The 21,261-nt window shown below is 68.3% G+C and carries 23 protein-coding genes and 2 pseudogenes; 10 read left to right on the top strand and 15 right to left on the bottom strand.

Annotation, left to right across the window (positions count from 1 at the left end; translation table 11 throughout):
* Positions 1-86: 86 nt before the first annotated feature.
* Both OF850_RS13100 and OF850_RS13105 read right to left on the bottom strand, forming a co-directional pair.
* The gene (locus OF850_RS13100; protein ID WP_301590643.1) at positions 87-953 is read right to left on the bottom strand and encodes a DUF2189 domain-containing protein; all 867 of its coding nucleotides are present in this window, start codon (positions 951-953) and stop codon (positions 87-89) included.
* Positions 950-1,162, bottom strand: coding sequence for a hypothetical protein (locus tag OF850_RS13105; RefSeq protein ID WP_301590644.1), 213 nt, complete (start codon positions 1,160-1,162; stop codon positions 950-952). The genes OF850_RS13100 and OF850_RS13105 overlap by 4 nt, the downstream gene beginning before the upstream one ends.
* A gap of 127 nt (positions 1,163-1,289) precedes the next feature.
* On the opposite strand from OF850_RS13105, the gene ccoN reads away from it, so the two are divergent.
* Genes ccoN through OF850_RS13125 form a run of 4 tightly spaced genes read left to right on the top strand, consistent with a single transcriptional unit; the run spans position 1,290 to position 4,943 of the window.
* Positions 1,290-2,750 carry a cytochrome-c oxidase, cbb3-type subunit I gene (gene ccoN, locus OF850_RS13110; RefSeq protein WP_301590645.1) on the top strand — a complete coding sequence of 487 codons (1,461 nt, stop codon included), beginning with the start codon at positions 1,290-1,292 and terminating at the stop codon, positions 2,748-2,750.
* A 7-nt stretch (positions 2,751-2,757) separates the two neighbouring features.
* Positions 2,758-3,510 (top strand): cytochrome-c oxidase, cbb3-type subunit II, encoded by a 753-nt coding sequence (ccoO, locus tag OF850_RS13115; protein ID WP_301590646.1) that lies wholly within the window; start codon positions 2,758-2,760, stop codon positions 3,508-3,510.
* A gap of 49 nt (positions 3,511-3,559) precedes the next feature.
* Positions 3,560-4,495, top strand: coding sequence for a cytochrome-c oxidase, cbb3-type subunit III (gene ccoP, locus OF850_RS13120; protein ID WP_301590647.1), 936 nt, complete (start codon positions 3,560-3,562; stop codon positions 4,493-4,495).
* On the top strand, positions 4,473-4,943 hold the full coding sequence (locus OF850_RS13125) for a FixH family protein (RefSeq protein ID WP_301590648.1): 471 nt from the start codon (positions 4,473-4,475) through the stop codon (positions 4,941-4,943). The genes ccoP and OF850_RS13125 overlap by 23 nt, the downstream gene beginning before the upstream one ends.
* Here OF850_RS13125 and ccoS read toward each other — a convergent pair.
* From ccoS to OF850_RS13140, 3 genes are all read right to left on the bottom strand, one after another.
* A complete protein-coding gene (gene ccoS / locus OF850_RS23695; protein WP_368044691.1) occupies positions 4,911-5,303 on the bottom strand; it encodes a cbb3-type cytochrome oxidase assembly protein CcoS in 393 nt (130 codons plus the stop codon). The two genes, OF850_RS13125 and ccoS, sit on opposite strands and share 33 nt — an antisense overlap.
* Before the next feature lie 214 nt (positions 5,304-5,517).
* Positions 5,518-8,931 (bottom strand): PAS domain-containing protein, encoded by a 3,414-nt coding sequence (locus OF850_RS13135; RefSeq protein ID WP_301590650.1) that lies wholly within the window; start codon positions 8,929-8,931, stop codon positions 5,518-5,520.
* A gap of 35 nt (positions 8,932-8,966) precedes the next feature.
* Positions 8,967-9,170 (bottom strand): type II toxin-antitoxin system ParD family antitoxin, encoded by a 204-nt coding sequence (locus tag OF850_RS13140; RefSeq protein ID WP_301590651.1) that lies wholly within the window; start codon positions 9,168-9,170, stop codon positions 8,967-8,969.
* A gap of 151 nt (positions 9,171-9,321) precedes the next feature.
* On the opposite strand from OF850_RS13140, the pseudogene OF850_RS13145 reads away from it, so the two are divergent.
* Both OF850_RS13145 and OF850_RS13150 read left to right on the top strand, forming a co-directional pair.
* A pseudogene (locus OF850_RS13145) lies at positions 9,322-10,503 on the top strand (IS3 family transposase).
* Positions 10,504-10,543: 40 nt separating this feature from the next.
* Entirely contained in the window at positions 10,544-10,732 is a 189-nt protein-coding gene (locus OF850_RS13150; RefSeq protein ID WP_301590652.1) for a hypothetical protein, read from the top strand.
* 118 nt (positions 10,733-10,850) lie between these two features.
* Here OF850_RS13150 and OF850_RS13155 read toward each other — a convergent pair whose 3' ends face one another.
* A complete protein-coding gene (locus tag OF850_RS13155) occupies positions 10,851-11,384 on the bottom strand; it encodes a Bug family tripartite tricarboxylate transporter substrate binding protein (protein WP_301590653.1) in 534 nt (177 codons plus the stop codon).
* A 484-nt stretch (positions 11,385-11,868) separates the two neighbouring features.
* On the opposite strand from OF850_RS13155, the gene OF850_RS13160 reads away from it, so the two are divergent.
* The 4 genes from OF850_RS13160 (at position 11,869) to OF850_RS13175 (ending at position 14,490) form a co-directional block, all read left to right on the top strand.
* On the top strand, positions 11,869-12,336 hold the full coding sequence (locus OF850_RS13160; RefSeq protein WP_301590654.1) for a response regulator: 468 nt from the start codon (positions 11,869-11,871) through the stop codon (positions 12,334-12,336).
* A gap of 90 nt (positions 12,337-12,426) precedes the next feature.
* Entirely contained in the window at positions 12,427-12,801 is a 375-nt protein-coding gene (locus OF850_RS13165; RefSeq protein WP_301590655.1) for a DUF421 domain-containing protein, read from the top strand.
* Positions 12,802-12,895: 94 nt separating this feature from the next.
* Entirely contained in the window at positions 12,896-13,672 is a 777-nt protein-coding gene (locus OF850_RS13170; RefSeq protein WP_301590656.1) for an SLC13 family permease, read from the top strand.
* Positions 13,669-14,490 carry an SLC13 family permease gene (locus OF850_RS13175; protein ID WP_301590657.1) on the top strand — a complete coding sequence of 274 codons (822 nt, stop codon included), beginning with the start codon at positions 13,669-13,671 and terminating at the stop codon, positions 14,488-14,490. Before OF850_RS13170 ends, OF850_RS13175 begins: the two co-directional genes overlap by 4 nt.
* 97 nt (positions 14,491-14,587) lie before the next feature.
* Here the strand turns inward: OF850_RS13175 and OF850_RS23865 are convergent.
* The 9 genes and pseudogenes from OF850_RS23865 to OF850_RS13215 form a co-directional block, all read right to left on the bottom strand.
* A pseudogene (locus tag OF850_RS23865) lies at positions 14,588-14,740 on the bottom strand (integrase core domain-containing protein); the annotation flags it as partial.
* Between the two features lie 178 nt (positions 14,741-14,918).
* Positions 14,919-16,196: an NAD(P)/FAD-dependent oxidoreductase gene (locus tag OF850_RS13180; protein ID WP_301590658.1), complete on the bottom strand. Its 1,278-nt coding sequence runs from the start codon at positions 16,194-16,196 to the stop codon at positions 14,919-14,921.
* A complete protein-coding gene (locus OF850_RS13185; RefSeq protein ID WP_301590659.1) occupies positions 16,193-16,471 on the bottom strand; it encodes a c-type cytochrome in 279 nt (92 codons plus the stop codon). Before OF850_RS13185 ends, OF850_RS13180 begins: the two co-directional genes overlap by 4 nt.
* A complete protein-coding gene (gene soxA, locus OF850_RS13190; RefSeq protein WP_301590661.1) occupies positions 16,468-17,205 on the bottom strand; it encodes a sulfur oxidation c-type cytochrome SoxA in 738 nt (245 codons plus the stop codon). Before soxA ends, OF850_RS13185 begins: the two co-directional genes overlap by 4 nt.
* The gene (locus OF850_RS13195) at positions 17,202-17,531 is read right to left on the bottom strand and encodes a thiosulfate oxidation carrier complex protein SoxZ (protein ID WP_301590663.1); all 330 of its coding nucleotides are present in this window, start codon (positions 17,529-17,531) and stop codon (positions 17,202-17,204) included. The genes soxA and OF850_RS13195 overlap by 4 nt, the downstream gene beginning before the upstream one ends.
* A gap of 2 nt (positions 17,532-17,533) precedes the next feature.
* A complete protein-coding gene (locus tag OF850_RS13200; RefSeq protein WP_301590664.1) occupies positions 17,534-17,971 on the bottom strand; it encodes a thiosulfate oxidation carrier protein SoxY in 438 nt (145 codons plus the stop codon).
* Entirely contained in the window at positions 17,968-18,396 is a 429-nt protein-coding gene (gene soxX / locus OF850_RS13205) for a sulfur oxidation c-type cytochrome SoxX (protein ID WP_301590665.1), read from the bottom strand. Before soxX ends, OF850_RS13200 begins: the two co-directional genes overlap by 4 nt.
* 19 nt (positions 18,397-18,415) lie before the next feature.
* Entirely contained in the window at positions 18,416-20,593 is a 2,178-nt protein-coding gene (locus OF850_RS13210; protein WP_301590666.1) for a xanthine dehydrogenase family protein molybdopterin-binding subunit, read from the bottom strand.
* A 14-nt stretch (positions 20,594-20,607) separates the two neighbouring features.
* On the bottom strand, positions 20,608-21,069 hold the full coding sequence (locus OF850_RS13215) for a (2Fe-2S)-binding protein (RefSeq protein WP_301590667.1): 462 nt from the start codon (positions 21,067-21,069) through the stop codon (positions 20,608-20,610).
* Positions 21,070-21,261: the final 192 nt, after the last annotated feature.

Raw genomic sequence — 21,261 nt, forward strand, 5'->3', positions numbered from 1 at the left:
GTCGTAGCTGTCGCCGAACTCCACCGACGGAGGGTTCGGCGCCAGCCTCGGCCATGCGCTCGGTGTTAAGCCCCATCGTATCGGGTCTAGCGCGCGGCGGGCAGACTTGCTTCCTCGGCGCCCTCTTCCACGGCCCCGACCAGTTCCGCATAGGCATGCCAGGTGGCATGGCCGATCACGGGCACGACCAGGACCAGCCCGAACAGCCCGGCACCAATCCCGATCAGCGTCAGGATCGCGATGAGCGAGGCCCACAGTGCCATGGTGAGGGGACTGGCGAGGCAGGCGCGAAGGCTCGTCATGGCGGCGGTCATCGCGTCCACCCGCCGGTCCACCAGCATCGGCAGGCTGACGGCGCTGAGCGCGAAGACGAGCGCGGACAGCACGGCACCAATCCCGAACGAGGCGACGACAAAGCCGTAATCCGCCAGGGCCGTGGCGAGGAAGGTGTCGATCGGCGGCAGGTCGAGCCCGAAGAACAGGAACCAGATCATGGTCGCCACGCGCATCCAGCCATAGAAGAACAGCATGAGCAGCGCGCTCATCAGGCCAATGCCCCAGCGGTTGCGCGAAAAGCCGGCGAAAAGCGCTCCGCCGCCCGGCGACTGGCCGCGCATCTGGCGCCGGCTGGCCTCGTAGAGCGGCACGGCCAGGACCGGCGCCGCCAGCATGAAGCCGGTGATCAGCGGCAGGATCAGCACCGCGCTCTGGGCATTCCACATCGCGGCGACGATGGCCCAGCCGACCAGCGCGCAGAACAGTCCGACGGCGAGGCCGATCGCGGGCTTCCGCTGGAAATCGCGCCAGCCGGCACCCATCCATCGCGCCACGGCCTCGGGCGGCGCGCGCCGCACCGGGATGCCCGCCGCCACCAGCTCGCCGCTAGCGCTGACGGGATCGACCGCGGCGCCGACGGGCGGGTCCTCGAAGCGGCCGGGAACGGGGGCGTTCATGGCAGCGACCGGTGCAGCAGCCGGTAGCCGAGGAACATCCCGAACCCCGCGAAAAGCAGGCCGCTCGCCGCCATGTAGTCATCCCCCGCGCGGGCCGACAGCAGGAGCCCGCCGAACACCAGCAGGGCGACAAGGAGCGCCCATCCGCCGGTGGCTAGCCCGTAACCGCTTGCGCCCGGGGAACCACGCCGCTCCGAGTTCTCGTCCATCGCGAAATCCTTCCACATCCGCCACGCGATTGGAAAGCGCAAAACTTGCAGTTGCATGCAAGCCCGGCTTGCACTTCACTGCAAGCGTGAGGTTTCATCCTATGACTATTGTGCGGAGGAACCGCGAATGAGCGAGGCTGTGGCAGTCGTGGCCAAGCGCGCGGCGGTGGATGAGGTTCCCGATTACGACGACCACGTCGTTCGCCTCTTCATCATCGCCTCCGTCTTCTGGGCCCTTGTCGGCATGACAATGGGCGTGCTCATCGCCGCGCAGATGGTCTGGCCGCAGCTGAACGTCGAACCCTGGTTCACCTTCGGCCGCCTGCGCCCCGTCCATACGAGCGGCGTGGTCTTCGCCTTTGGCGGCAATGCCGTGATCGGCACCAGCCTCTATTGCGTGCAGCGGACCTGCCGCGCCCGGCTTCCTGGGCGCTTCGCGGCGGAATTCGTCTTCTGGGGCTACCAGCTCTTCATCGTGCTCGCCGCGCTCGGCTACGTCATGGGCGTGACGCAAAGCCGCGAATACGCGGAGCCGGAGTGGCTCACCGACCTTTGGCTCGCGATCGTGTGGCTGACCTATCTCGGCCTGTTCATCGGGACGCTGCTGAAGCGGCGCGAGGCCCATATCTACGTGGCGAACTGGTACTACCTGGCCTTCATCGTCGCGGTGACCGTGCTCCACGTGGTCAACAACCTCGCTGTGCCGGTGGCGTGGAACGAGGCAGACAGCGTGTCCCTGTTCAGCGGCGTGCAGGATGCGATGACGCAGTGGTGGTACGGCCACAACGCGGTGGGATTCTTTCTGACCGCGGGCTTCCTCGGCATCATGTACTACTACCTTCCCAAGCAAGCCGACGCGCCGATCTGGTCCTACCGGCTTTCCATCATCTCCTTCTGGTCGCTGGTCTTCATGTACATGTGGGCCGGGCCGCACCACCTGCACTACACCAGCCTGCCCGACTGGGTGCAGACGCTGGGCATGACCTTCACCATCATGCTTTGGATGCCCTCCTGGGCCTCGGCGCTGAACGGCTTCATGACCGCCTCCGGCCGGTGGGACAGGCTGCGCACCGACCCGGTGTTGCGCTTCATGATCGTAGCCGTCGTGTTCTACGCGGTCGCGACCTTCGAGGGGCCGTTCATGGGCGTGCGCACGGTGAACGGCCTGTCGCACTACACCGAATGGACCATCAGCCACGTGCATTCCGGCGCGCTCGGCTGGAACGGCTTCATCGTCTTCGGCGCCATCTACTACCTCGTCCCGCGCATCTGGGGCCGCGAGGCCATGCACTCCCGCGCCGCGCTGGAATGGCATTTCTGGCTCGGGCTGACGGGCATCATGCTTTACGTCACCGCCATGTGGGGCGCGGGGGTCATGCAGGGGCTGATGTGGCGCGCCTACACCTCGCTCGGCTTCCTGCAATACTCCTTCCTCGACACCGTGATCGCCGCGAAGCCCTACTACGCCATGCGGCTGCTGGGCGGCGTGCTCTACCTCGCCGGGGCGGGCGTCATGGCGTGGAACGTGTGGCGCACCATCCAGGAGCCGCGTCCGGCACCGGCGCCGGCGCCGGTGCCGGCGGAGTAACGCGGCCATGGCCACGGACGAGAAATCCCCCCGTTTCGCGCGGTTGCACGGTCGCTTCGAGCGACGCGCGGTGCGCTTCGCCCTCGCTATTCTGGTCGTGCTCTCGGTGGGCGGCATCGTCGAGGTCGCGCCCCTCTTCGCCCTGGAGAACACGGTGGAGAAGGTGGAGGGGATACGGCCCTACACACCGCTCGAATTGGCCGGCCGCGCCGTCTACATCCGGGAGGGCTGCTATGTCTGCCACAGCCAGCAGATCCGCCCCTTCCGCGACGAGGTGGAGCGCTACGGCCCCTATTCGCTGGCCGCCGAGAGCATGTACGACCATCCCTTCCAATGGGGCTCGAAGCGGACCGGACCGGATCTCGCCCGGGTTGGCAACAAGTACTCCGATGACTGGCATGTGCGGCACCTGATCAACCCGCGCGAGGTCGTGCCGGCCTCCATCATGCCGTCATACGCCTTCCTCGCGACGACACCGCTGCGGGTGGAGCGCATCGACCGCCTGATGCGCGCACACCTGCGCGTCGGCGTCCCCTACAGCGAGGAGCAACTTGCGAATGCGCGAGCCGACCTTCTCGCCCAGGCAGGCGCGGCGGACGATGCGACGGAGATGCTTGGGCGCTACCCCAAGTCGCAGGCGCGCAACTTCGACGGCCAGCCCGGCGTGACGGAGATGGACGCGCTCGTCGCCTATCTTCAGATGCTCGGCACGCTGGTGGAGTTCGACTGGCGCAGGCCGCGTCCGGACATGATCCGATGACTGCGCTGGCCGCGCCTCGCCCGGCCTGGTCCGACGCGGAGCTTCGCGCATGAGCCTGCCGCCCGACCGTGAGGAACGCAGGGGCGACTGGGTGCCGCCGAGGCCGCAGGTGGCCCCTGGCGCGCCGGACCCGGAGCGGGACCCGAACTCGCCGCTGCGCCACACCCTGCCGACCTTCGACGGCATCCGCGAGCTGGACAGCAGCCCGCCCAAGGTGTGGACCTACATCTACCTCCTCACCTTCTTCGCCGCGATCTGGATCTGGGTCGCCTACCCGGCCTGGCCCTGGTTCGGGGGCGCCACGCCGGGCATCCTGGGCTGGAACTCGCGCGGCGACCTGCCGCGCGCTGCCGCCATCGCCGAGGCCAATGCACCTCCCGTCGCCCGCCACTTCGCCGCCGCAAGCTGGGAGGAAATCGAGGCCAGCCCTGAGCTGCGTGCCTATGGCGCCGCCGCGGGGCGCGGCTTGTTCGGCGAGAATTGCGCGCCGTGCCACGGCGGCAACGGACGCGGGGCCCGCGGCTTCCCCAACCTCGCCGACGGCGACTGGCTTTGGGGCGGCGACGTGGAGGCGATCGAGCAGACGCTGCGCGTCGGCATACGCTGGCACAGCTCCGACGAGACCCGCACAAGCCAGATGCCGGGTTTTGGCGCGCAGGGCATGATGGACCGGCGGCAGGTGCTCGACATGGTCGAGTGGCTGCGCGGCTCGGGCGGGCTCGAGCACGACGCGGCGGCGGCGCAGCGCGCCGGGCCGGTCTTTGCGGAGAATTGCGCCTCCTGCCACGGCGAAGATGCGAAGGGGAACCAAGACCTCGGCGCGCCGAATCTGACCGACGCGATCTCGCTCTACGGCAATGAGCGGGCCTCCCTGTTCCAGACACTCTGGCATGGGCGTGGAGGCGTCATGCCCGCCTTTGGCGGCCGGCTTTCGGACGACATGATCCGCAAGCTGGTCTTGCATGTCCGGGGTCTCGGTGAATAGGCGCGCCGCCCCGCGTTGGATCCCGCTGCTCGCGCTGCTGCCGCTGCTGGCCCTCATGGCGGCCGACGCGGTCATGGCGGTGCTGGCCGCGCGGACCGATCCGGGAATGGTGGCCGATGCGCCGCGGCGCTTGGGCATGGCGCGGCTCAGCCCGACGGCGGAACTCCGGCTGGATGCGTCCGTGGCGCAGGGGCGTGGGGATGGCTACGAACTGGTTCTGCGGCTGCGGGATGCGACAGGTGCCCCGGTGCCCGCTTCCCTCGTCGAGGCGCGGCTCGAGCGCACGACTCATGCCGCATCCGACCTCCCCCTCCAAGCCGTCCCGCGTGCCGATGGAAGCTGGTCGGCCCAGGTCGCGCTGCCGGATGCGGGCAACTGGCAGGTGACGGCGGTGGCACGGGACGTGGAGGGCCGCTCAGCCCTCGTGGTGGTCCGCCTCGCGCCGTGAGGGGCGAGGCTTCTCATCATCCTGCAGGATACGCCATGCTGCCCCCTCGAGGTCCTCGAACTGGCCCGAGCGCGTGCACCACAGGAAGAGCGCCAACCCGCCCCCGGCCATGGCAAGAGTAATCGGCAGAAGCCACACCAAAGCGTACATTGCAGGTTCCAACCGCCCTTTGTCGCGGCAGGATTGTGCGCCCTCCCGCCGAGGGGGCCAAGGACCGGGGGTCCCCTCGCGGAGAGGCGGGAATGTCGCCGCTGCATTAGCCCGAGGCTCAGCTGGAGAGCACCTGCGCGGGGGCCAGCTCACTCCAGCGCGGCGAAGGCGCATCTTCAGTTGCGCCGGTGAGACCTTGTGCCGCGCCATGTATATTTCCGGGGCACTATCGGACGGACTGCCTGTCTCTCGATTTCCCCGAAAGGGGTTGCCTGGGCCTCATCCCGTCGCTTCCGAGGCGGCAGGGTGGGGCCTTCAACATGAAAGACATCTCGTTCTAAAGCCGGTGCGACTGACGCACGCTTGGCCGGCTCTCGCAAGCGCAAAGCGAGGAGACGACGGGGCGACGCAGACCCCCTGCGCGTCAGGCCGAGGCCGGCGCCACCATCGCCGCCACCCTCGCGAGGAGGACGTCAAGGGAAAAGGGTTTGGCGAGGACGGCCATGCCGGATGGCAGCGCGTCGTCGAGTGCCGTGCCCGCGTAGCCGGTGATGAAGAGCACCGGCAGCGCCAGCCTCCGCTCCCGCGCGGCGTCGGCGAGTTGGCGACCGTTCAATCCAGGAAGTCCGACATCCGTGACGAGGAGGTCCACGCGACCGGCGCCTGCGAGGGTGGCAAGCGCAGAAGGTCCGTCCTTCGCCTCGAGCACCACGTAGCCGCGCTCGCGCAGAGCCTCCGCGGCCAGGGTCCGCACCGTATGCTCGTCCTCGGCCAGGAGGACAATGCGACCGACCGTTTCCCCCGCGGTCGTCTCGAGGCTGGGTGAGGCCGGTGCAACGGCCTCCGCCGCGGTGACGCGCGGGAAGTAGAGATGGACAGTGGTGCCCCGGCCAACCTCGCTGGCCATGCGGACGAAGCCGCCGGACTGCCGCACGAAGCCGTAGATCTGTGACAGGCCGAGACCGGTTCCCTGGCCGATGGGCTTCGTCGTGAAGAACGGCTCAAAGGCGCGGCCGAGGACATCCGGCGGCATCCCCTCTCCCGTGTCCGTGACCGAGACGAGGACGAAATCGCCTGGCCCGACCGTCGCCGCGTCAGCTCCTAGGTCCGCCGCCCCGAGGCTGGCCTCGCGCGTCGAGAAAGCGAGCTGGCCTCCCTCCGGCATTGCGTCGCGGGCGTTGATCGCGAGGTTCAGGAGCGCGCTTTCAAGCCTGTTCTGATCAAGGCACACGGTCCAATTGCCGTCGGCCAGACACAGCTGCATCTCAATGGCCGGACCGACGGTGCGGCGCACGAGGTCGGCCATGCCGTGCACCACGTCGTCGACCACAATCGGCTTCGCATCCAGGTGGCCACGGCGCGCAAAGGCCAGCAGCCCTTGGGTGAGGGCAGCCGCGCGCTCGACGCCGTCACGTCCAGCCTTGAGCAGCAATGGGACATCGGCAAGCCGCCCGTCTTCGACCCGCTTCCCTACCATCTCCAGGGCTCCGCCGATGCCCTGAAGCATGTTGTTCACATCGTGCGCCAGCCCGCCCGTGAGCTGGCCGATGGCTTCCATCTTCTGTGCCTGCTGGAGCTGCGCCTCCCGCTCACGAAGTTCGGCCGTGCGTTCCTCGATGCGGCGTTCCCGGCTGGCCTCGCGGCCGAGGCGCTGTCGCACGACGGAAAGGAACCGTGCGAGGGTGGCGAAGAGGTTCAGCTCCTCCGCCGTGAAGGCCGGGCGGGCAGCGGCGCCAAAGGCGATCACCGCGGCGACGCGGCCGTCAGCGAGAACAGGATAGCCGGCATAGGTGTCCAGGCCGGCATCCCTGCCAGGGGCGTAGCGCGGCTCCGTGGTCGCGAGGAGGTGCGAAAGGATCAGCGGTCGGCCAGTCTCCGCCACGACGCCGCAGAGAGGGCCGGAGAAGGGAACAGAGGCGAGGGCTGCGCGCGCATCCTCATCCACGCCGACGGAGTGCGTCAGGGAGAGGCACGCGCCGTCGGAGGCTTCGCCGGGAGTGATGGAATAGACGTAGGCTTGGTCGTAGCCGAGAAGGTCAGCGCCCTCCTCCAGCAGCGGGCCGAGGACTGTGTCCGGGTCGGGTGCCTCCAGCAGGCCCGCCGAGGCGCGGGCCAGGAGGGCGAGGCGCCCCTCCCGTCGCCGCTCCTCCGTGCGATCCTGGAGCACCTTCACGAAGCCGACAGGCTTGCCTTCGTCGTTGCGAAGCAGGGTGAGGGCGCAGCTCGCCGGGAAGCGCGCCCCCGAGCGGCGCAGCTGGAGCATTTCGGCCGCAACCCGCCCCGTGGTGAGCGCGTCACGCATCTCAGCGTCGACCCGGCGGGCCGTCACGTCTTCGGGCGTGAAGATGCGGTGAAGGGTCGCGCCCAGCATCTCTTTCTCGTCCCAGCCGAGGATGCGGCGGGCCCCTTCATTCCAGCGCGTCACCCGGCCGCCGAGGTCCGTCGAGATGATTGCGTAGTCTGTGGCGCTGTCGAGGGTCTGGCGGCCACGAGCCTCGCTTTCCCGAAGCGCGGCCATGGCGCGCACCCCTTCCGTCACATCGGCACCCTCGACGAAGATCCCGATGACCGCACCCTCCGCGTCGCGGATGGGCTGGAAGACGAAGTCGAGGCGGCGCTCCTCGGCTGGCACGTCGGGGTTTGCTTGCAGAAGGACGCGGCCTCCCTCGGCGGCATAGGGCTCGCCCGTTTGGTAGACGCGATCAAGGATCCCAACAAAGCCCTGCTCCACGACCTCGGGCAGTGCCTCCGCGACTGTCAGGCCCAGGACAGGACGCCCGCCCACGAGGCGCAGATAGCCAGGGTTGGCGCGAAGGAAGCGGTGCTCAGGCCCGTGGAGAAGGGCGAGAAAGGTCGGAGCCTGCTCGAACATGCCGGAGAGCCATGCTTCGCTCTCGCGAAGTGCGCGCTCGGCGCGGGCACGCTCGACGGCAATCCAGGCGCGGGCCGCGACCGCCTCGGCGAGTTCGATATCCTCTGCCAGCCAGGACCTCGGCGCGGCAGTGTGAACGTAGAGGGCCGCTGCCGTCCGGCCGCCCCGCACCACCGGGGCTACGAGGAGCGAGGCGATCCCGAGCGCTTGGTAGGCTGGAGCCCCTGGAGCCGTGCGGGGGTCGACGCGGATGTCGGCCACCGCGCATGTTCGTCCCGCCGCGAGGTGGGCCGCGAAGCCGCCTCCAAACCGGGTGAGGGCATGCTCGCCTGCCGTTCCCGCAGCTCCAGGTGCCAGCCACTCCCCCGCGTTCCGCGCGACGGCGCCGTCAGGAGAAAGGTCCGCGAAGCCGACGCGCGTGGCACGGAGGTGCTCGCCGAGAAGACGCGTGGCTTCCGCCATGATGGTCTCCGCATCGACGAGGTCGACGAGGCGTTCGCCCAGCTCAAGGAGAAGCGCGTTGCGCCGCTCAGCCAAGACACGGTCTGTAATTTCGGCGCAGCCGCAATAGACACCGGCGACTGCCCCGCCCTCATCACGGAGCGGGGCGTAGAAGAAGGAAAAGTGAGCTTCTTCCGGATAGCCGTGCCGGACCATGACGAGCGCGATGTCATCCATCGCTGTCGGCTCGCCCGCGTAAGCCCGCTCCACGATGGGTCCCACGCTCTCGCGCAGCTCGTGCCAGACTTCGAAGAAGGGACGTCCGAGGGCCGCAGGGTGTTTGGCACCGAGAATTTCCGCATAGGGGTCGTTGTAGAGCACTGCCCGCTCCGGACCCCACGCCGCGAACATGGGCTGGCTTGCCGCAAGCATCACGCCGACGATCGTAAGAAGCGGCGTGGGCCACGTCTCGGGTGGCCCGAGTGGGGAGAGCGACCAATCGTGTGCGCGGATGTGGGCACCCATCTCGCCTCCTCCGGCGAGGAAGGCTCGAAAGGGCATCAGCGTTCTGTTCGGCGACGGAGGGGCGAGGCTTCTGGCGGCGATGACGAGGCGTCCTGCTGTTCAGTTCGCTGCAGCAGGCGCAGCCCGGCGCGGGCAACCTCGCTCGCGGTGCAATAGCGGCCCGAAATGACGCGGTCGTCCACGAAGCGGGCAAGGTCTGGGGTGAGGGAGATATTGCGGGACTGGCGCTGTATGGGCATCGCGGTTCGGAACCTACGCCCTGTGTCCGTGTGCCACAATGCGGCCACGACGATTATGGCCGTTAGCCTTCGAGCCTGGAACTGGCGTTTGATCCTCCCCCTCTGAAGTGGTCTGCCTTGAGGTATGGGTTTGAACTGGAGGAGGACCGAGATGGCGAGGGTGAAGCACTGGCCTGATGATGCGCTGGCCAAGCTAAGGCAGGTGGATGTCCTAATCTCGCAGGGGCAGTCCTTGGCGGAGGCGATCCGGGCGATTGGGGTGACGGAGGTCAAGTACTACCGCTGGCGGCGCGAGTTCGGCGGGCTGAAGTCGGACCAGGTGAGGCGGCTGAAGGAGCTGGAGGCGGAGAATGGCCGGCTGCGCAAGTCGGTCGCCGACCTGACGCTCGACAAGCAGATCCTGGCGGAGGCGGCACGGGGAAACTACTGAGCCCCGCGCGCCGGCGCGCCTGTGTCGAGCATGTTTGCCGTGTGCTGTCCGCTTCCGAGCGCTGCACCTGTGCGGTGCTTGGTCAGCATCGCTCGACTCAGCGCAAGGTGCCGCGGGGCTGTGACGACGAGGAGCGGCTGACCGCCGACATCATCGAGTTGGCCCGGCAGTATGGCCGCTACGGCTACCGCAAGGTCACGGTCCTTCTGCGGGACGCCGGTTGGTGGGTGAATGCCAAGCGGGTGGAGCGGCTCTGGCGGCGGGAGGGGCTGAAGGTGCCGCGGCGGCGGCAGAAGCACGGGTGGCCGTGGCTGGCGGATGGCTCGTGCATTCGGCGGCGGCCGGAGCGGCCGAACTACGTTTGGAGCTACGACTTCGTGGAGAACCGCACTTATGACGGGCGCCGGTTCAGGCTGCTGAACGTCATCGACGAGTTCACCCACGAATGCTTGGCCATCCGGGTGGAGCACAAGCTCAAGGCGGCCGACGTGATCGACGTGCTGTCCGACCTGTTCATTCTGCACGGCGTGCCGGCTCACATCCGCTCCGACAGCGGTCCTGAGTTCGTCGCCAAGGCGGTGCGGGGCTGGACCGCAGCGGTCGGCGAAGACGGCCTACATCACGCCTGGCAGTCCGCGGGAGAATGGGTGCGCGGAGTCGTTCAATGCCCGTCTGCGCGACGAACTGCTGGACAGGGAGATCTTCTATAGCCTGCGCGAGGCCGAGGTGGTGACCGAGAGCTGGCGGCGTCACTACAACACCATACGCCCGCACGCGTCCCTCGGCTTCCGGCCGCCCGCGCCAGAGGTGGTGCTGCCGGGCTTCACCGCGTGGCCTGCGGCGCTACGCCGACCGGCCCCGCCCACCACACAAGTCGTGGCGCCAAGGCCAATGCTGAACTAACATTCGCAGCAGACCACCCAATGGGGGCCGATCAATGGGTGTGAGCGGATTATTCTCGCTCGTCACCGCCGCGCAGCTGATGTGGTATATCCACCTCGCGGGGCGCGACGAGGCACATTGCGGTGTCCGGCGCCCGGGGCCTCTGCGCTTCGCGGCCATCGTGGCGTATGCCCTCAATCTTGGGCTGTTCCTGGGCCACTTCGTTGGCTGGCCCCTGGTCCCTGCCTAAAGGCTCCTATTCGGCACTCACTCGTCTGCGCCGCATCCGCAAATACCCTCTGCCCGAAAACTTATGGTTTCGGGCACTGCAAGCAGACGGACCCGCCAAGTTGGGTGGAAACCGGACGTCATCGTTCGCGCCGGATGCCCGCGATGCGGATGATGTCGGCGTATCGCGCGGTCTCAGCGGCAACGAACCTGCGAGACTCGGCCGCGGATCCGGGCATCGCCGCTGCACCGAGCCCGGCGAGCCGACCCTGGATTGCATCCTCCGCCAGCGCCTCGTTCACCGCAGTGTTGAGCCGGGCGGCAAGCTCGCCCGGGATGCCGCGTGGCGAGCAGATCCCGAACCCGGCTCCGCCCTCAAGGCCCGGGAGGGCCTCGGTCGCGGCTGGCACCTCCGGCAGCGCCTCCGACCGGGTCGGGCCTGTTGTCGCGAGCGCCACCAGCCGCCCAGCCCGGACATGGGGCATGGAGGAAGGCGCGGGGTCGAACATCACGTCCGCCTCCCCGCGCAGCAGGCTGGCCACCGCCTGTGCCGAGCCTGGATAGGCAACCAGGGTAAACCGAACGCCCGCCATATGCTGGAACAACTCAATGGCCAGGTGCTGCGGCGTGCCGGTGCCGGCATAGGCCACTCGCAGGCGCCCCGCGCGCCTCATCAGCCCGAAGCCACGCCGAGGGAATGATGCCGCATAGACAGGAAGAACGTGCGTGCCAACGCAAAAGGCCCCGGCGCGCCCATAAGGGTGGCCGGGGAGTTTGCATTCTGGGAGGAAACGCCATGACAAGACGAAGTCACGACATCCGGCACTAGTGCGGCGCCGGCCGCATCGTCAGCCCGGGTCAAGCGATCCGGGCTGAGGAACTTCTTACAAGCGTTCATGGGCCGCGCGCCATTCGTATGACCCCGGTTCGTATGACCACGGATGGGCCCGTGCGCGGTCGATGGCGCGTTGGCTGGCAGATCGCTCGGCAGCCACGCTCCGCGCCCCCGCTCGCGTGGCCACAACGGAGGGCCGCAGCGAACCATGCGCGGCTACTTGGATGAAGAAGCAGGGCGGGGAAGTTGGTTTCAACAAAGGTCACCCACTTCCGTAAGGGCCGCTTTCTTTTAAGTAATACTACTTATTTCCTGTGGACCGCTTGTCGAGGCCCGCGGTATGGACCGCCGAGGAACGCCGAGATTTCTCAATGACCCTGAACAGGACCACCTCCAGCCCCAAGGTGCTGGCGGTTGAGGACGACTACACGCTCGCCAGTGCCCTCGCGCGATCGCTCGAAGCGGCTGGGGCGAGGGTCGCGGGTCCCGTGGGGACTCTCTCCGCTGCTCTGCGGATGCTGGAGCGCGAGGGTGGCATTGCGGCCGCGATCTTGGATGTGGATCTCCACGGCGAGTTGGTGTTTCCGTTGGCCTCCGTCCTTTGGAAGCGTGACATTCCCTTTGTTTTTGCCGGCGCCTTCCCGCGCGGCGGCATCCCTCTGGCCTTCCGGCCAGTGCCATGGCTGCAGAAGCCAGTGCCTGTGGATCAGGCCCTGCGCCTTCTGAAGCTGAGCGAACACCTTGCCGTGCCGGCACAGGCCGTGGTCGAGGAAGAGCTTCTCGCAGCCTGAACGGCGACGCTCTTTGCAGCGGTAGACGGATCGCGACCTGTCTTTCTTGGACGCAACGCCGTCGAGAAGGGAGGCCGTGTGCTCGATTCCATGACTTCCCTGGCGCAGGTGCTGCAGGAGGCCTCCGGCTGGCTCCCCGGATTGGAGCGCAGCATCGAGCACTTCAATTCGGGAAAGATGGTGCTCCGGGCCACTTTGATCTGCGGCCTCGCCCTGCTGCTGATCCGCATCGCCAGCAAGCACTTTCCCAGCGAGGCGACGGATTTCGACATGATCTTCGCCATCATGCTGGGCTCGACCCTTAGTCGCGGCATCAACGGATCGGCTCCGTTCCTGCCAGCGGTCCGGGCCACCGCGGCGACCGTGCCGGCCCCTTTCGCGCACAGCGCCCCGCCGCCGTGGCATTCGGGTGCGGTACGGCGCTCCGGCAACAGGACGTTCGGCGGCGTCCTCCTCGGGGACTGAGCGCGGTTCGCCGCCGCAAGGCGTTGGTGATCGGAGGTCCGTGGGCCGAAGACATCCACTCCGGCCCGGCAAGAAGGAACGGGAGGATACGGAGATGTCGGAGCAGTTGCGTCAGCAGGGTGAATACGAGGAGTACACCGAGGCTGCGGCGCCCGGCGGGCGTTCAGCCACGCTGATCTGGAGCCTGCGTGCTTTCGGGCTCGCCGCGGCACTCCTGGTTTGGCTCGCGATGGGCAGCGCGGAGGGTCTTTCGTCCGACGCGCGGTGGGTCGCGGCGGTCGCGACGCTGATGGCGGTGTGGTGGATGACCGAGGCCGTTCCGCTTTCTGCGACCTCACTCCTGCCGATCGTCTTGCTCCCGATGCTGACGCAGCGGACCGTCGCCCAGGCCACCGCGCCTTACGCCAGCTCCATCGTGTTTCTCTTCCTTGGCGGTTTCCTGATCGCCATCGCGATGGAAAAATGGAACCTGCACCGGCGTATCGCACTCCTCACCCTGCGCCGTGTCGGGGTCGAGCCGAAGCGGATCGTGCTCGGGCTGATGCTGTCGACCGGCTTCCTTTCCATGTGGGTTTCCAACACGGCGACGACTCTGATGATGCTGCCGATCGGCCTATCCGTTCTTGCCCTGGTCACCGAGCGCAGCAGCGAAACAACGGATGTCGCTGGCCACGAACCTCACCGGCCTGGCCACGTCGACTTCATCGCCGACAAGAACATCAGGCGCTTCGGCACCTGCCTCCTCCTGGCGATTGCCTGGTCGGCGACCATGGGTGGTCTCGGCACCCTGCTCGGCAGCCCACCCATGCCATCGTCGCTGGCTATGCTGCCACCGAACTCGGCCGCAGGATCGGTTTTTTCGACTGAATGATGGTTGGCCTGCCGCTCGCCTTCACGTTCATCCTGATTGGCTGGGTGCTGATGACCCGTGTGCTCTACAGGTTCGACGTGGCCGAGATTCCCGGCGGGCGCCAGATGATCGAGCACGAGATCCGAAAGCTCGGCCCGCTCAGCCAGGGTGAGAAGATGGTGCTGGCCGTCTTCGGCTCGGCGGCGTTCCTGTGGGTCGTGCCCGGGGTCGTCGCCAACATCCCAGGCATGGGCGGGCAGTTGGGGCCGTTTGGTCAGCTCAACGACACCGCCATCGCCGTCGCCGCCGGCATAGCGCTGTTCATTCTGCCAGGGCGCGGACGTACCGAGATGGTCCTCACCTGGAAGGATGCCGAGGACGGGCTGCCCTGGGGCGTGCTGCTGCTCTTTGGCGGCGGCCTCAGCCTTGCTGGCGCCGTTGCCGCGTCAGGCCTCGACAACTGGTTCGGCCAGCAGGTCACCGGCCTCGGGACGTTGCCGATCGTGCTCCTGGTCGCTGCCGTCTGCGCGATCGTACTCTTCCTCACCGAGGTGACGAGTAATACCGCGACCGCTGCGACGTTCATCCCCGTGCTCGGCGGTGTAGCTGTCGGCATTGGCGCTGATCCTATGACGCTGCTCATTCCGGCAGCTTTCGCGGCAACCTGCGCCTTCATGCTGCCGGTCGGCACACCGCCGAACGCCATCGTCTTTGGAACGGGTGCGGTCAGCATCGCGCAGATGGCGCGTGGCGGCTTCGTGCTGAACCTCATCGGCATCGTGCTGATCACCGGGGCCTGCTACCTCCTCGGGGGTCTCGCGCTGGGGTTGCAGTTCTGAGGACGGCGCAGCAGTTCCGTATGTTCTGGTCGACGGAAATGCCCGAAATTCCGGGAAAACGATGTTGGTCCTGCCTCGGACTCCGGCCCGGGGCCGATGCAAGCCCTCGGGCGGTGTAAGCCTCGTTGGCGAAGGCTGCCGGGGCCAATTTGCTCAGCGCTGAGCGCCGTCGTTTCTCGTTGGGGTGGTACCTCCACTCCTCGATGGGCTGCCTGGCATCGGCCAGGGACAGGAACCAGGAGGCGTTCAGGCGCGTGGCGGATGAGGTCCTCGTCCACCGCGCATCCCGAGCAGAGGCCGTGGTGGACTGGTCAGCCCACTTCAGTGTGGCGGCCTCGACTTTCCCGGTGACGATCAACGCAACGAGGAACAACCGATGGATGCTCGGACCGCTTGGCAGTGCGGCTCATCGCGTCGATCCGGTGCGGTCACTGCCAGCCAAAGATGTCGCGGGCCATGCTGGCGTACCAGCCATCGGCATGCCGGGCCTCCAGCCGCCGCTGCTCTGGTAGGTCGCCGCGAGGGGAGGTGCCGCCCGAGCCCGGAACCTCCTTGAAGCTGCCGCTTCCCGCGTCCGCGCGGAAGACGTTCGCCACCGAGATCGCGTAGTCCGGCCCGACATGCGAGTAGCAGGTGTTGACGAAGATCGGCTCCGGCGGAGCCTCTCCGCGGAGCAGGGCAGCGGCCGCAGCCACCGCGGCCTTGCCTTCGGAGTTGGCCAGGAAGCCGGACTTCGGCATGGGGCCGGGGAACATCGCATCCCCCACCACATGGATGCCGGGCGCGATGCGTGACTCCAGCGTCTGCGGGTTCACGGGCACCCAGCCCGTGCGGTCGGCCAGCCCGGCGTCGGCCGCGACCGAAGCGGCCGACTGCGGAGGGATGACGTTTGCCACGTCTACCCGGTGGCGGGTGCCGAACTCGGTTTCCAGCACCATGGCTCCGGGATCCACGCGGACCACGCGCCCGTCATCCGTGGCGGAGACCCACTCGATCATGCCGGGATAGAGGGCCCGCCAGGCGTCCTGGAACAGCGCCTGCTTGGAAAAGGCATCCTTCGCGTCGAGGGCAAGGATCTTGGAACGCGGCTTGTGCCTGGAGAGATAGCTGGCGATCAGGCTGATCCGCTCATAGGGCCCGGGCGGGCAACGGTAAGGGTTCGCGGGAATGACGAGGCCGACGACGCCGCCATCGGGCATGGCTTCCAGCTGCCGCCGCAGCAGCGCGATCTGCGCGCCGTCGGCGGCGATCCAGGCGTGGGGCATCCGCTCCTCCGCAGCCTCGTCATAGCCCTCGATCGCGTCGTGACGCAGGGCGATGCCGGGGGAAAGGATCAGGCGGTCATAGGAGAGGATCTCCCCGCCGCGGAGGCGCACGCTGCGCGCCACGGGGTCATGGAGAATGGCGCGATCGTGGATCGCCCGCACGCCACGCGCGCGCAATCCCTCGTATCCATGGGTGATGTCGGCAAGGCCGAGATCACCGGCCAGGACGCGGTTGGAGTAGGGACAGGTGATGTAGCGCGTCCGCTGCTCCACCAGCGTCACGTCGAGCCATGGGTATTCGCGTCGCGCGTAGGAGGCCGCCGTCGCGCCACCGAAGCCGCCGCCGACCACCAGCAAGCGGGCCCCGCCCTGGGCGCGAGACAGCGCCGGCGCAGCCAAGGTGGCCCCGAGGAAGGCGCGGCGGGGCAGGGGGATGGTCATCGCAGCCCCGCGAAATAGGCAATGGCGGCAGCGATCTCCGCCTCGGTGTAGCCCCGTGCGATCCGGTTCATGATGGTCGCGGGCCGCTCATCCGCGCGAAAGGCGGCCATGGCGGCGGCAAGCTCCGCCGCGTCCCGGCCGGCGAGGGGCGGCACGGATCCGGACCCCGCGCCGCGTGGGCCGTGGCAGGCGACGCAGCCCTCGGCCACGCGGCTTACAGGCTGCGCCGCAGCGGCGGTGGCGAGGAGAAGAAGAGGCAGGGCCGCGCGGATCATCGCCGCAGTCCCGGCGCCTCGACGGGGAGCCCGTTCGCGCGGCTGGCGAGGAAAAGTTCCAGCGCAAGATACTCCCGCGAGCCCAGGGGGAGCTGTTCCGCTCGCACCCCGAGCGAGCACGCCCTGAGGCGGCGGTGCAGCGAGCCCATCGTGTTCCACTCCAGCCGATAGGCCGGGTAGCCGGTGCCGAGGCCGTTGGAGATCACATCGCCCCGCAGTCGTCGGCCCGCATTGTCGTCGTGGCACTGGCCGCAGGAAAGGTTCAACTGCCCTTGCCGCGTCTCGTAGAAGCGGCGCCCTTCCTCCAGGAAGGAGGCAGCCGGCCCATCGGTCGCCACGGCGACGGGCATTCCGCGGGATTGCAGCGCGACCGCCGCCGTCAGGGCCAGCAATGCGTCGCTTTCCCGGCCAAAGGCAGGCTCCCCCTGGTGCTGCGTGCGGCATCGCTCGATCCGCCCCTCGAGGTCCAGCAGCGTGCCATCCGCCGCGACCATCGGATAGCGCGCGGCCACCCCCGCCATGCCGGCGATGTTGCCGTGGCAGGTGGCGCAAGATGGCTCTCCCCTGCGCCACAATGCCTCGCCCTCCTCCACCCAGAGCCAGCCGGGGTGGCGCGAGGGGTCCTCCTGCGCCGCGCGGATCTCGGGCGAGAGATACTCCGAGGTCGGACGGATCTCCGCGGCCCCGAGGAGAAGGGCGAGGAGCGGCAGCAGTGCCCACCCGCCGCGGGTCATGTCACCACCAGCCGCGCCTCGCGCCGGTAGATCGTCCCGCCATCCTCCTCCCAGGTGAAGACGAGATCGCCCGTTTCCACGGCGATCGTCGTGAACTCCAGATAGGGGTTCGCGGCGATGCCGGGAGAAAGCGCCATTCGGAACACCTCCTCCCCGGAATAGGTGACGCGCAGCGTGTGGAGGATCCTCCGCGGGACCGGCGTCAGCCCCGGTGCGTCCACCGCGCGCTCCATCGGGTGGCGGACCAGGACGCGCACCGTCACCACCTCTCCTCGCCGTGCGGAGGGCGGAAGCGTGATCCGCGCGGTGATGGGAAGCGCCCGCATGTTCATCCCGTCTCCACGCAGGCGCCGAGCACGACGATCACCTCGCGCGCGGTTCGGTGGACCGCGCCCTGGCTCGTTTCGGCAATTGCGACGATCGTCTGGGTGGTGGCCAGGCGGATGCGGGTGGCGACCTCCGCCCGCCCCGCCCGCGGCGTGAGCGAGAAGGTAGCGACAAGGGGAAAAGGATTCTTCTCGGCCAGGATGTGGATGGCGGTCACGTGGTCCTCGGCCGTCATGGGGCTGTCCACCCGGACCGAAAGGTCCACCGAGTTCCCGTTCTCCGACAGGGGCGGAATCTCGAGGGCGATCCCCTCCGCAGCCGGAACGCGGCCGCGGAGGATGGCGCCGGTCGCCGCGGCGAAGTCATCCGCCGCCGCGCCAGGGCCGGCGGCGGCCGCGAGGGGAACCGCCAGCACCACGCGGCGGGACAGCATCATCATCGCCTCGGCGCCTCCAGCGCGCTCAGATAGGCCACCACGTCTTCCACCTCCTGGGCTGAGAGGACCGGGTGGTCGCGGTATCGCGGGTCCACCCGCACCAGTCCCTCCGTGCGGTGATAGGCCGGCATGATCGCCTGCGGATTCCACAAGGTCGGGTCCACCACCCGAAGCCGGATCTGCCCCGGGCTCAGGCGCGAACCCACGCCCGCGAGCGGGGGGCCGATCTCCCCCATGAAGCGTTCGGCCGTGTCGGGGATGGCATGGCAGATCAGGCAATTCGCGGTCTCCCGGTTCCGAACCACCGCCTCGCCCCGCACCGGGTCGCCCTGCAGCCCATCCAGCGGCGCCTCGATGGCGTCCCCTGTCACCGTGAAGGACGCCACTTGTCCCGCCACCGGAGCAGCGAGAAGGGTCAGGGCCAGCACGTGCGCGGCCCCCCGCACCCTAGCCCCGCTGTCGAAGCTGATCCCCCAGCGGCATGTCGCGGATGCGCCGGCCGGTCGCGGCGAAGATCGCGTTCAGCACCGCCGGCGCCGCCACCATGATCGTCGGCTCGCCCACACCGCCCCAGAAACCTCCGGACGGCAGGATGGTGGTCTCGACCTTCGGCATCTCGCTCATGCGCATCACGTTGTAGGTGTCGAAGTTCGTCTGCTCGATCGCGCCGTCCTTCACCGTGCAGGCGCCATGCAGCATGGCGGAAAGGCCGTAGACGAAGGATCCCTCCACCTGCATCTCGATCTGCCGTGGGTTGACCGCATGGCCGCAATCCGTTGCCGCGACGATGCGATGCATCTTCAACTCTCCGCGCTCGACCGAAACTTCGGCTGCTGCGGCGACAAAGCTGCCGAAGCCCATCTGCTGCGCGATGCCGCGATGGACCCCGGCCGGTGCCGGCGTCCCCCAGCCGATCCGCTCCGCCACCGCGTTCAGAACGGCCAGGTGCTTCGGGTGGTTCGCCATCAGCGAACGGCGCAGCGCCAGCGGGTCCTGGTTGGTCGCATGCGCCACCTCGTCGAGGAAGCATTCGAGGTAGATGGCGTTCTGGTTGTGGTTCACGCCCCGCCAGAATTGGGCGGGCACATGCGGGTTCCGCATCGCGTGGTCGATCAGTAGGTTGGGAAAGGTGTAGCCGAGGGCGCTTTCCGTTCCAGTGGCGTTCAGCCCCTGGAACTGCACCGGGTCGCGCCCGTTCTGCAGGCCGCCCGGGAAGGCGGTGGCCAGGATGGACTGACCGGAAATGCGCATGTGCAGCCCGACGATCCGGTTCTCCGCATCGAGACCCGCCACGAGTCGGCACTTGGTGACGGGGTGGTAGCGCCCCTGCACCATGTCCTCCTCGCGCGTCCACATGGTCTTGATCGGGATGCCTGGCACTTGCCGCGCGATCAGGACCGCGTCCACCAGCCAGTCATGCACCGCGCGCCGGCCGAAGCCGCCGCCGAGGTCCACGCGATGGATGTCGCAAGCGGTCTGCGGCAGGCCCGCAGCCTGGGCGGCGGTGGCCAGCGCCGCCTCGCCGTTCTGGGTTGGGCACCAAACGTCGCAGCGCGAGGGCGTCCACACCACCGTCGCGTTCATCGTCTCCATCGGAGCGTGATTCTGGTAGGGGTAGGAGTAGGTCGCCTCGATCTGACGGGCCGCGCCGGCGATGGCCGCGCGCGCGTCGCCCTGCTGGTTGCCGATGAAGGCCTCGCGCGCCGTCAACCCCTCGTCCAGCATGGTGGAGATCGCTTCGGAGGAGACGCGGCCATTCTCGCCAGTGTCCCACTCCACCGGCAGGGCATCGAGCGCCGTCTTGGCTTGCCAGAAGGTGTCGGCGACCACCGCGACGGCGGACTCGCCCACCTTCAGGACGTGACGCACGCCGTGCCGGCCAGACACTGCCGCAACGTCGAACGACCTCACCGTGCCGCCGAAGACGGGGCAGCGCCGTGGCACCGCGACGAGCATGCCGGGCATCCGCAAATCCTGGCCATAGACCAGCTTGCCCGTGGTCTTGTCCGCAGTGTCCAGGCGCGCGGTCGGCTTGCCGATCACCGTCCACTGCGCAGGATCCTTCAGCGGCACGTCGGAAGGCGGCGTGAGCCGCGCGGCCTCCGTCACCACCTCGGCGTAGCGCAGCGTGCGCCCGCTGCCCGCATGGGTGATCACGCTGTCCCTTGCCGAGCACTCGGCGGCGGGCACGTCCCAGCGCGCGGCGGCGGCCTGGATCAGCATCATCCGCGCCGCGGCGCCGCCCTTGCGGACGATCTCCTGGCTCGAGCGGATGCCCTGGCTGCCCGCGGTCAGGAAGTTGCCCCAGACCCGGCTCCGGACAAGGCTCTGTCCCGGCGTGACGTATTCGGTGGAGAGCTTCGACCAGTCGCAGTGCATCTCCTCCGCGAACATCTGCGCGAGGCCCGTCCGGACGCCCTGGCCCATCTCGGTCTTGGCCATGCGAAGGACCACGCGGTCATCCGGGTGAACCACCACCCAGGCATTCAGCTCGGGCGGGGATGCGGTGGATGCGCCCTGGGCCACGGCCTGCCGCGACGGCAGGTGGAACCCAAGCAGCACCGCGCTCACGGCGCCCTTCAGAATCCCCCGGCGGGAGGGGCGCAAGGCGTTCAGCGTCGTCATGGCGTGCCGCTCCCTCAGCCTGAGATGCCGCGTTCCGCGGCCTGGTGGATGCCGGCGCGCACCTGGTTGTAGGTGCCGCAGCGGCAGATGTTGGTGATGGCGTCGTTGATCTCCTCATCCGTCGGACGCGGCTTCTCGGCCAGCAGCGCGGCGGCGGCCATGAGCATGCCCGACTGGCAGAACCCGCACTGTGGTACGTCCAGCGCGCGCCAGGCGACCTGGAGCGGATGGTTGCCGTCGGGCGAAAGCCCCTCGATCGTCACGATCCTCTGACTTTCCTGAACCGCGGAAAGCGGGAGGGCACAGGACCGGACGGCTTGACCGTCCAGATGGACGGTACAGGCGCCGCACTGCGCAATGCCGCAGCCATACTTCGTGCCGGTCAGTCCAACATGGTCCCGGATGGCCCAGAGCAGGGGGGTGTCCGGATCGGCATCCACCTGCACGCTTCGCCCGTTGACGTTCAGCGTCACCATCGTGAATTCCTTTCTCGTGCAGGCCCAAGCCGCGCCGTGGCCGCAGTATCGCCAGGGCCCAGCCCAGATCGCAACGACGAAGTGCTCCCTCGCCGCGTACCACTGGGAAGGAGATCGCCAGACAAGGCACACTGTCGGCCGCACCACGGAGCGATATGACATTCCGGACTGCGGAACGCGGCCCCGCATCGT

Source organism: Sabulicella glaciei (assembly GCF_026183895.1).
GTDB lineage: Bacteria > Pseudomonadota > Alphaproteobacteria > Acetobacterales > Acetobacteraceae > Roseococcus > Roseococcus glaciei.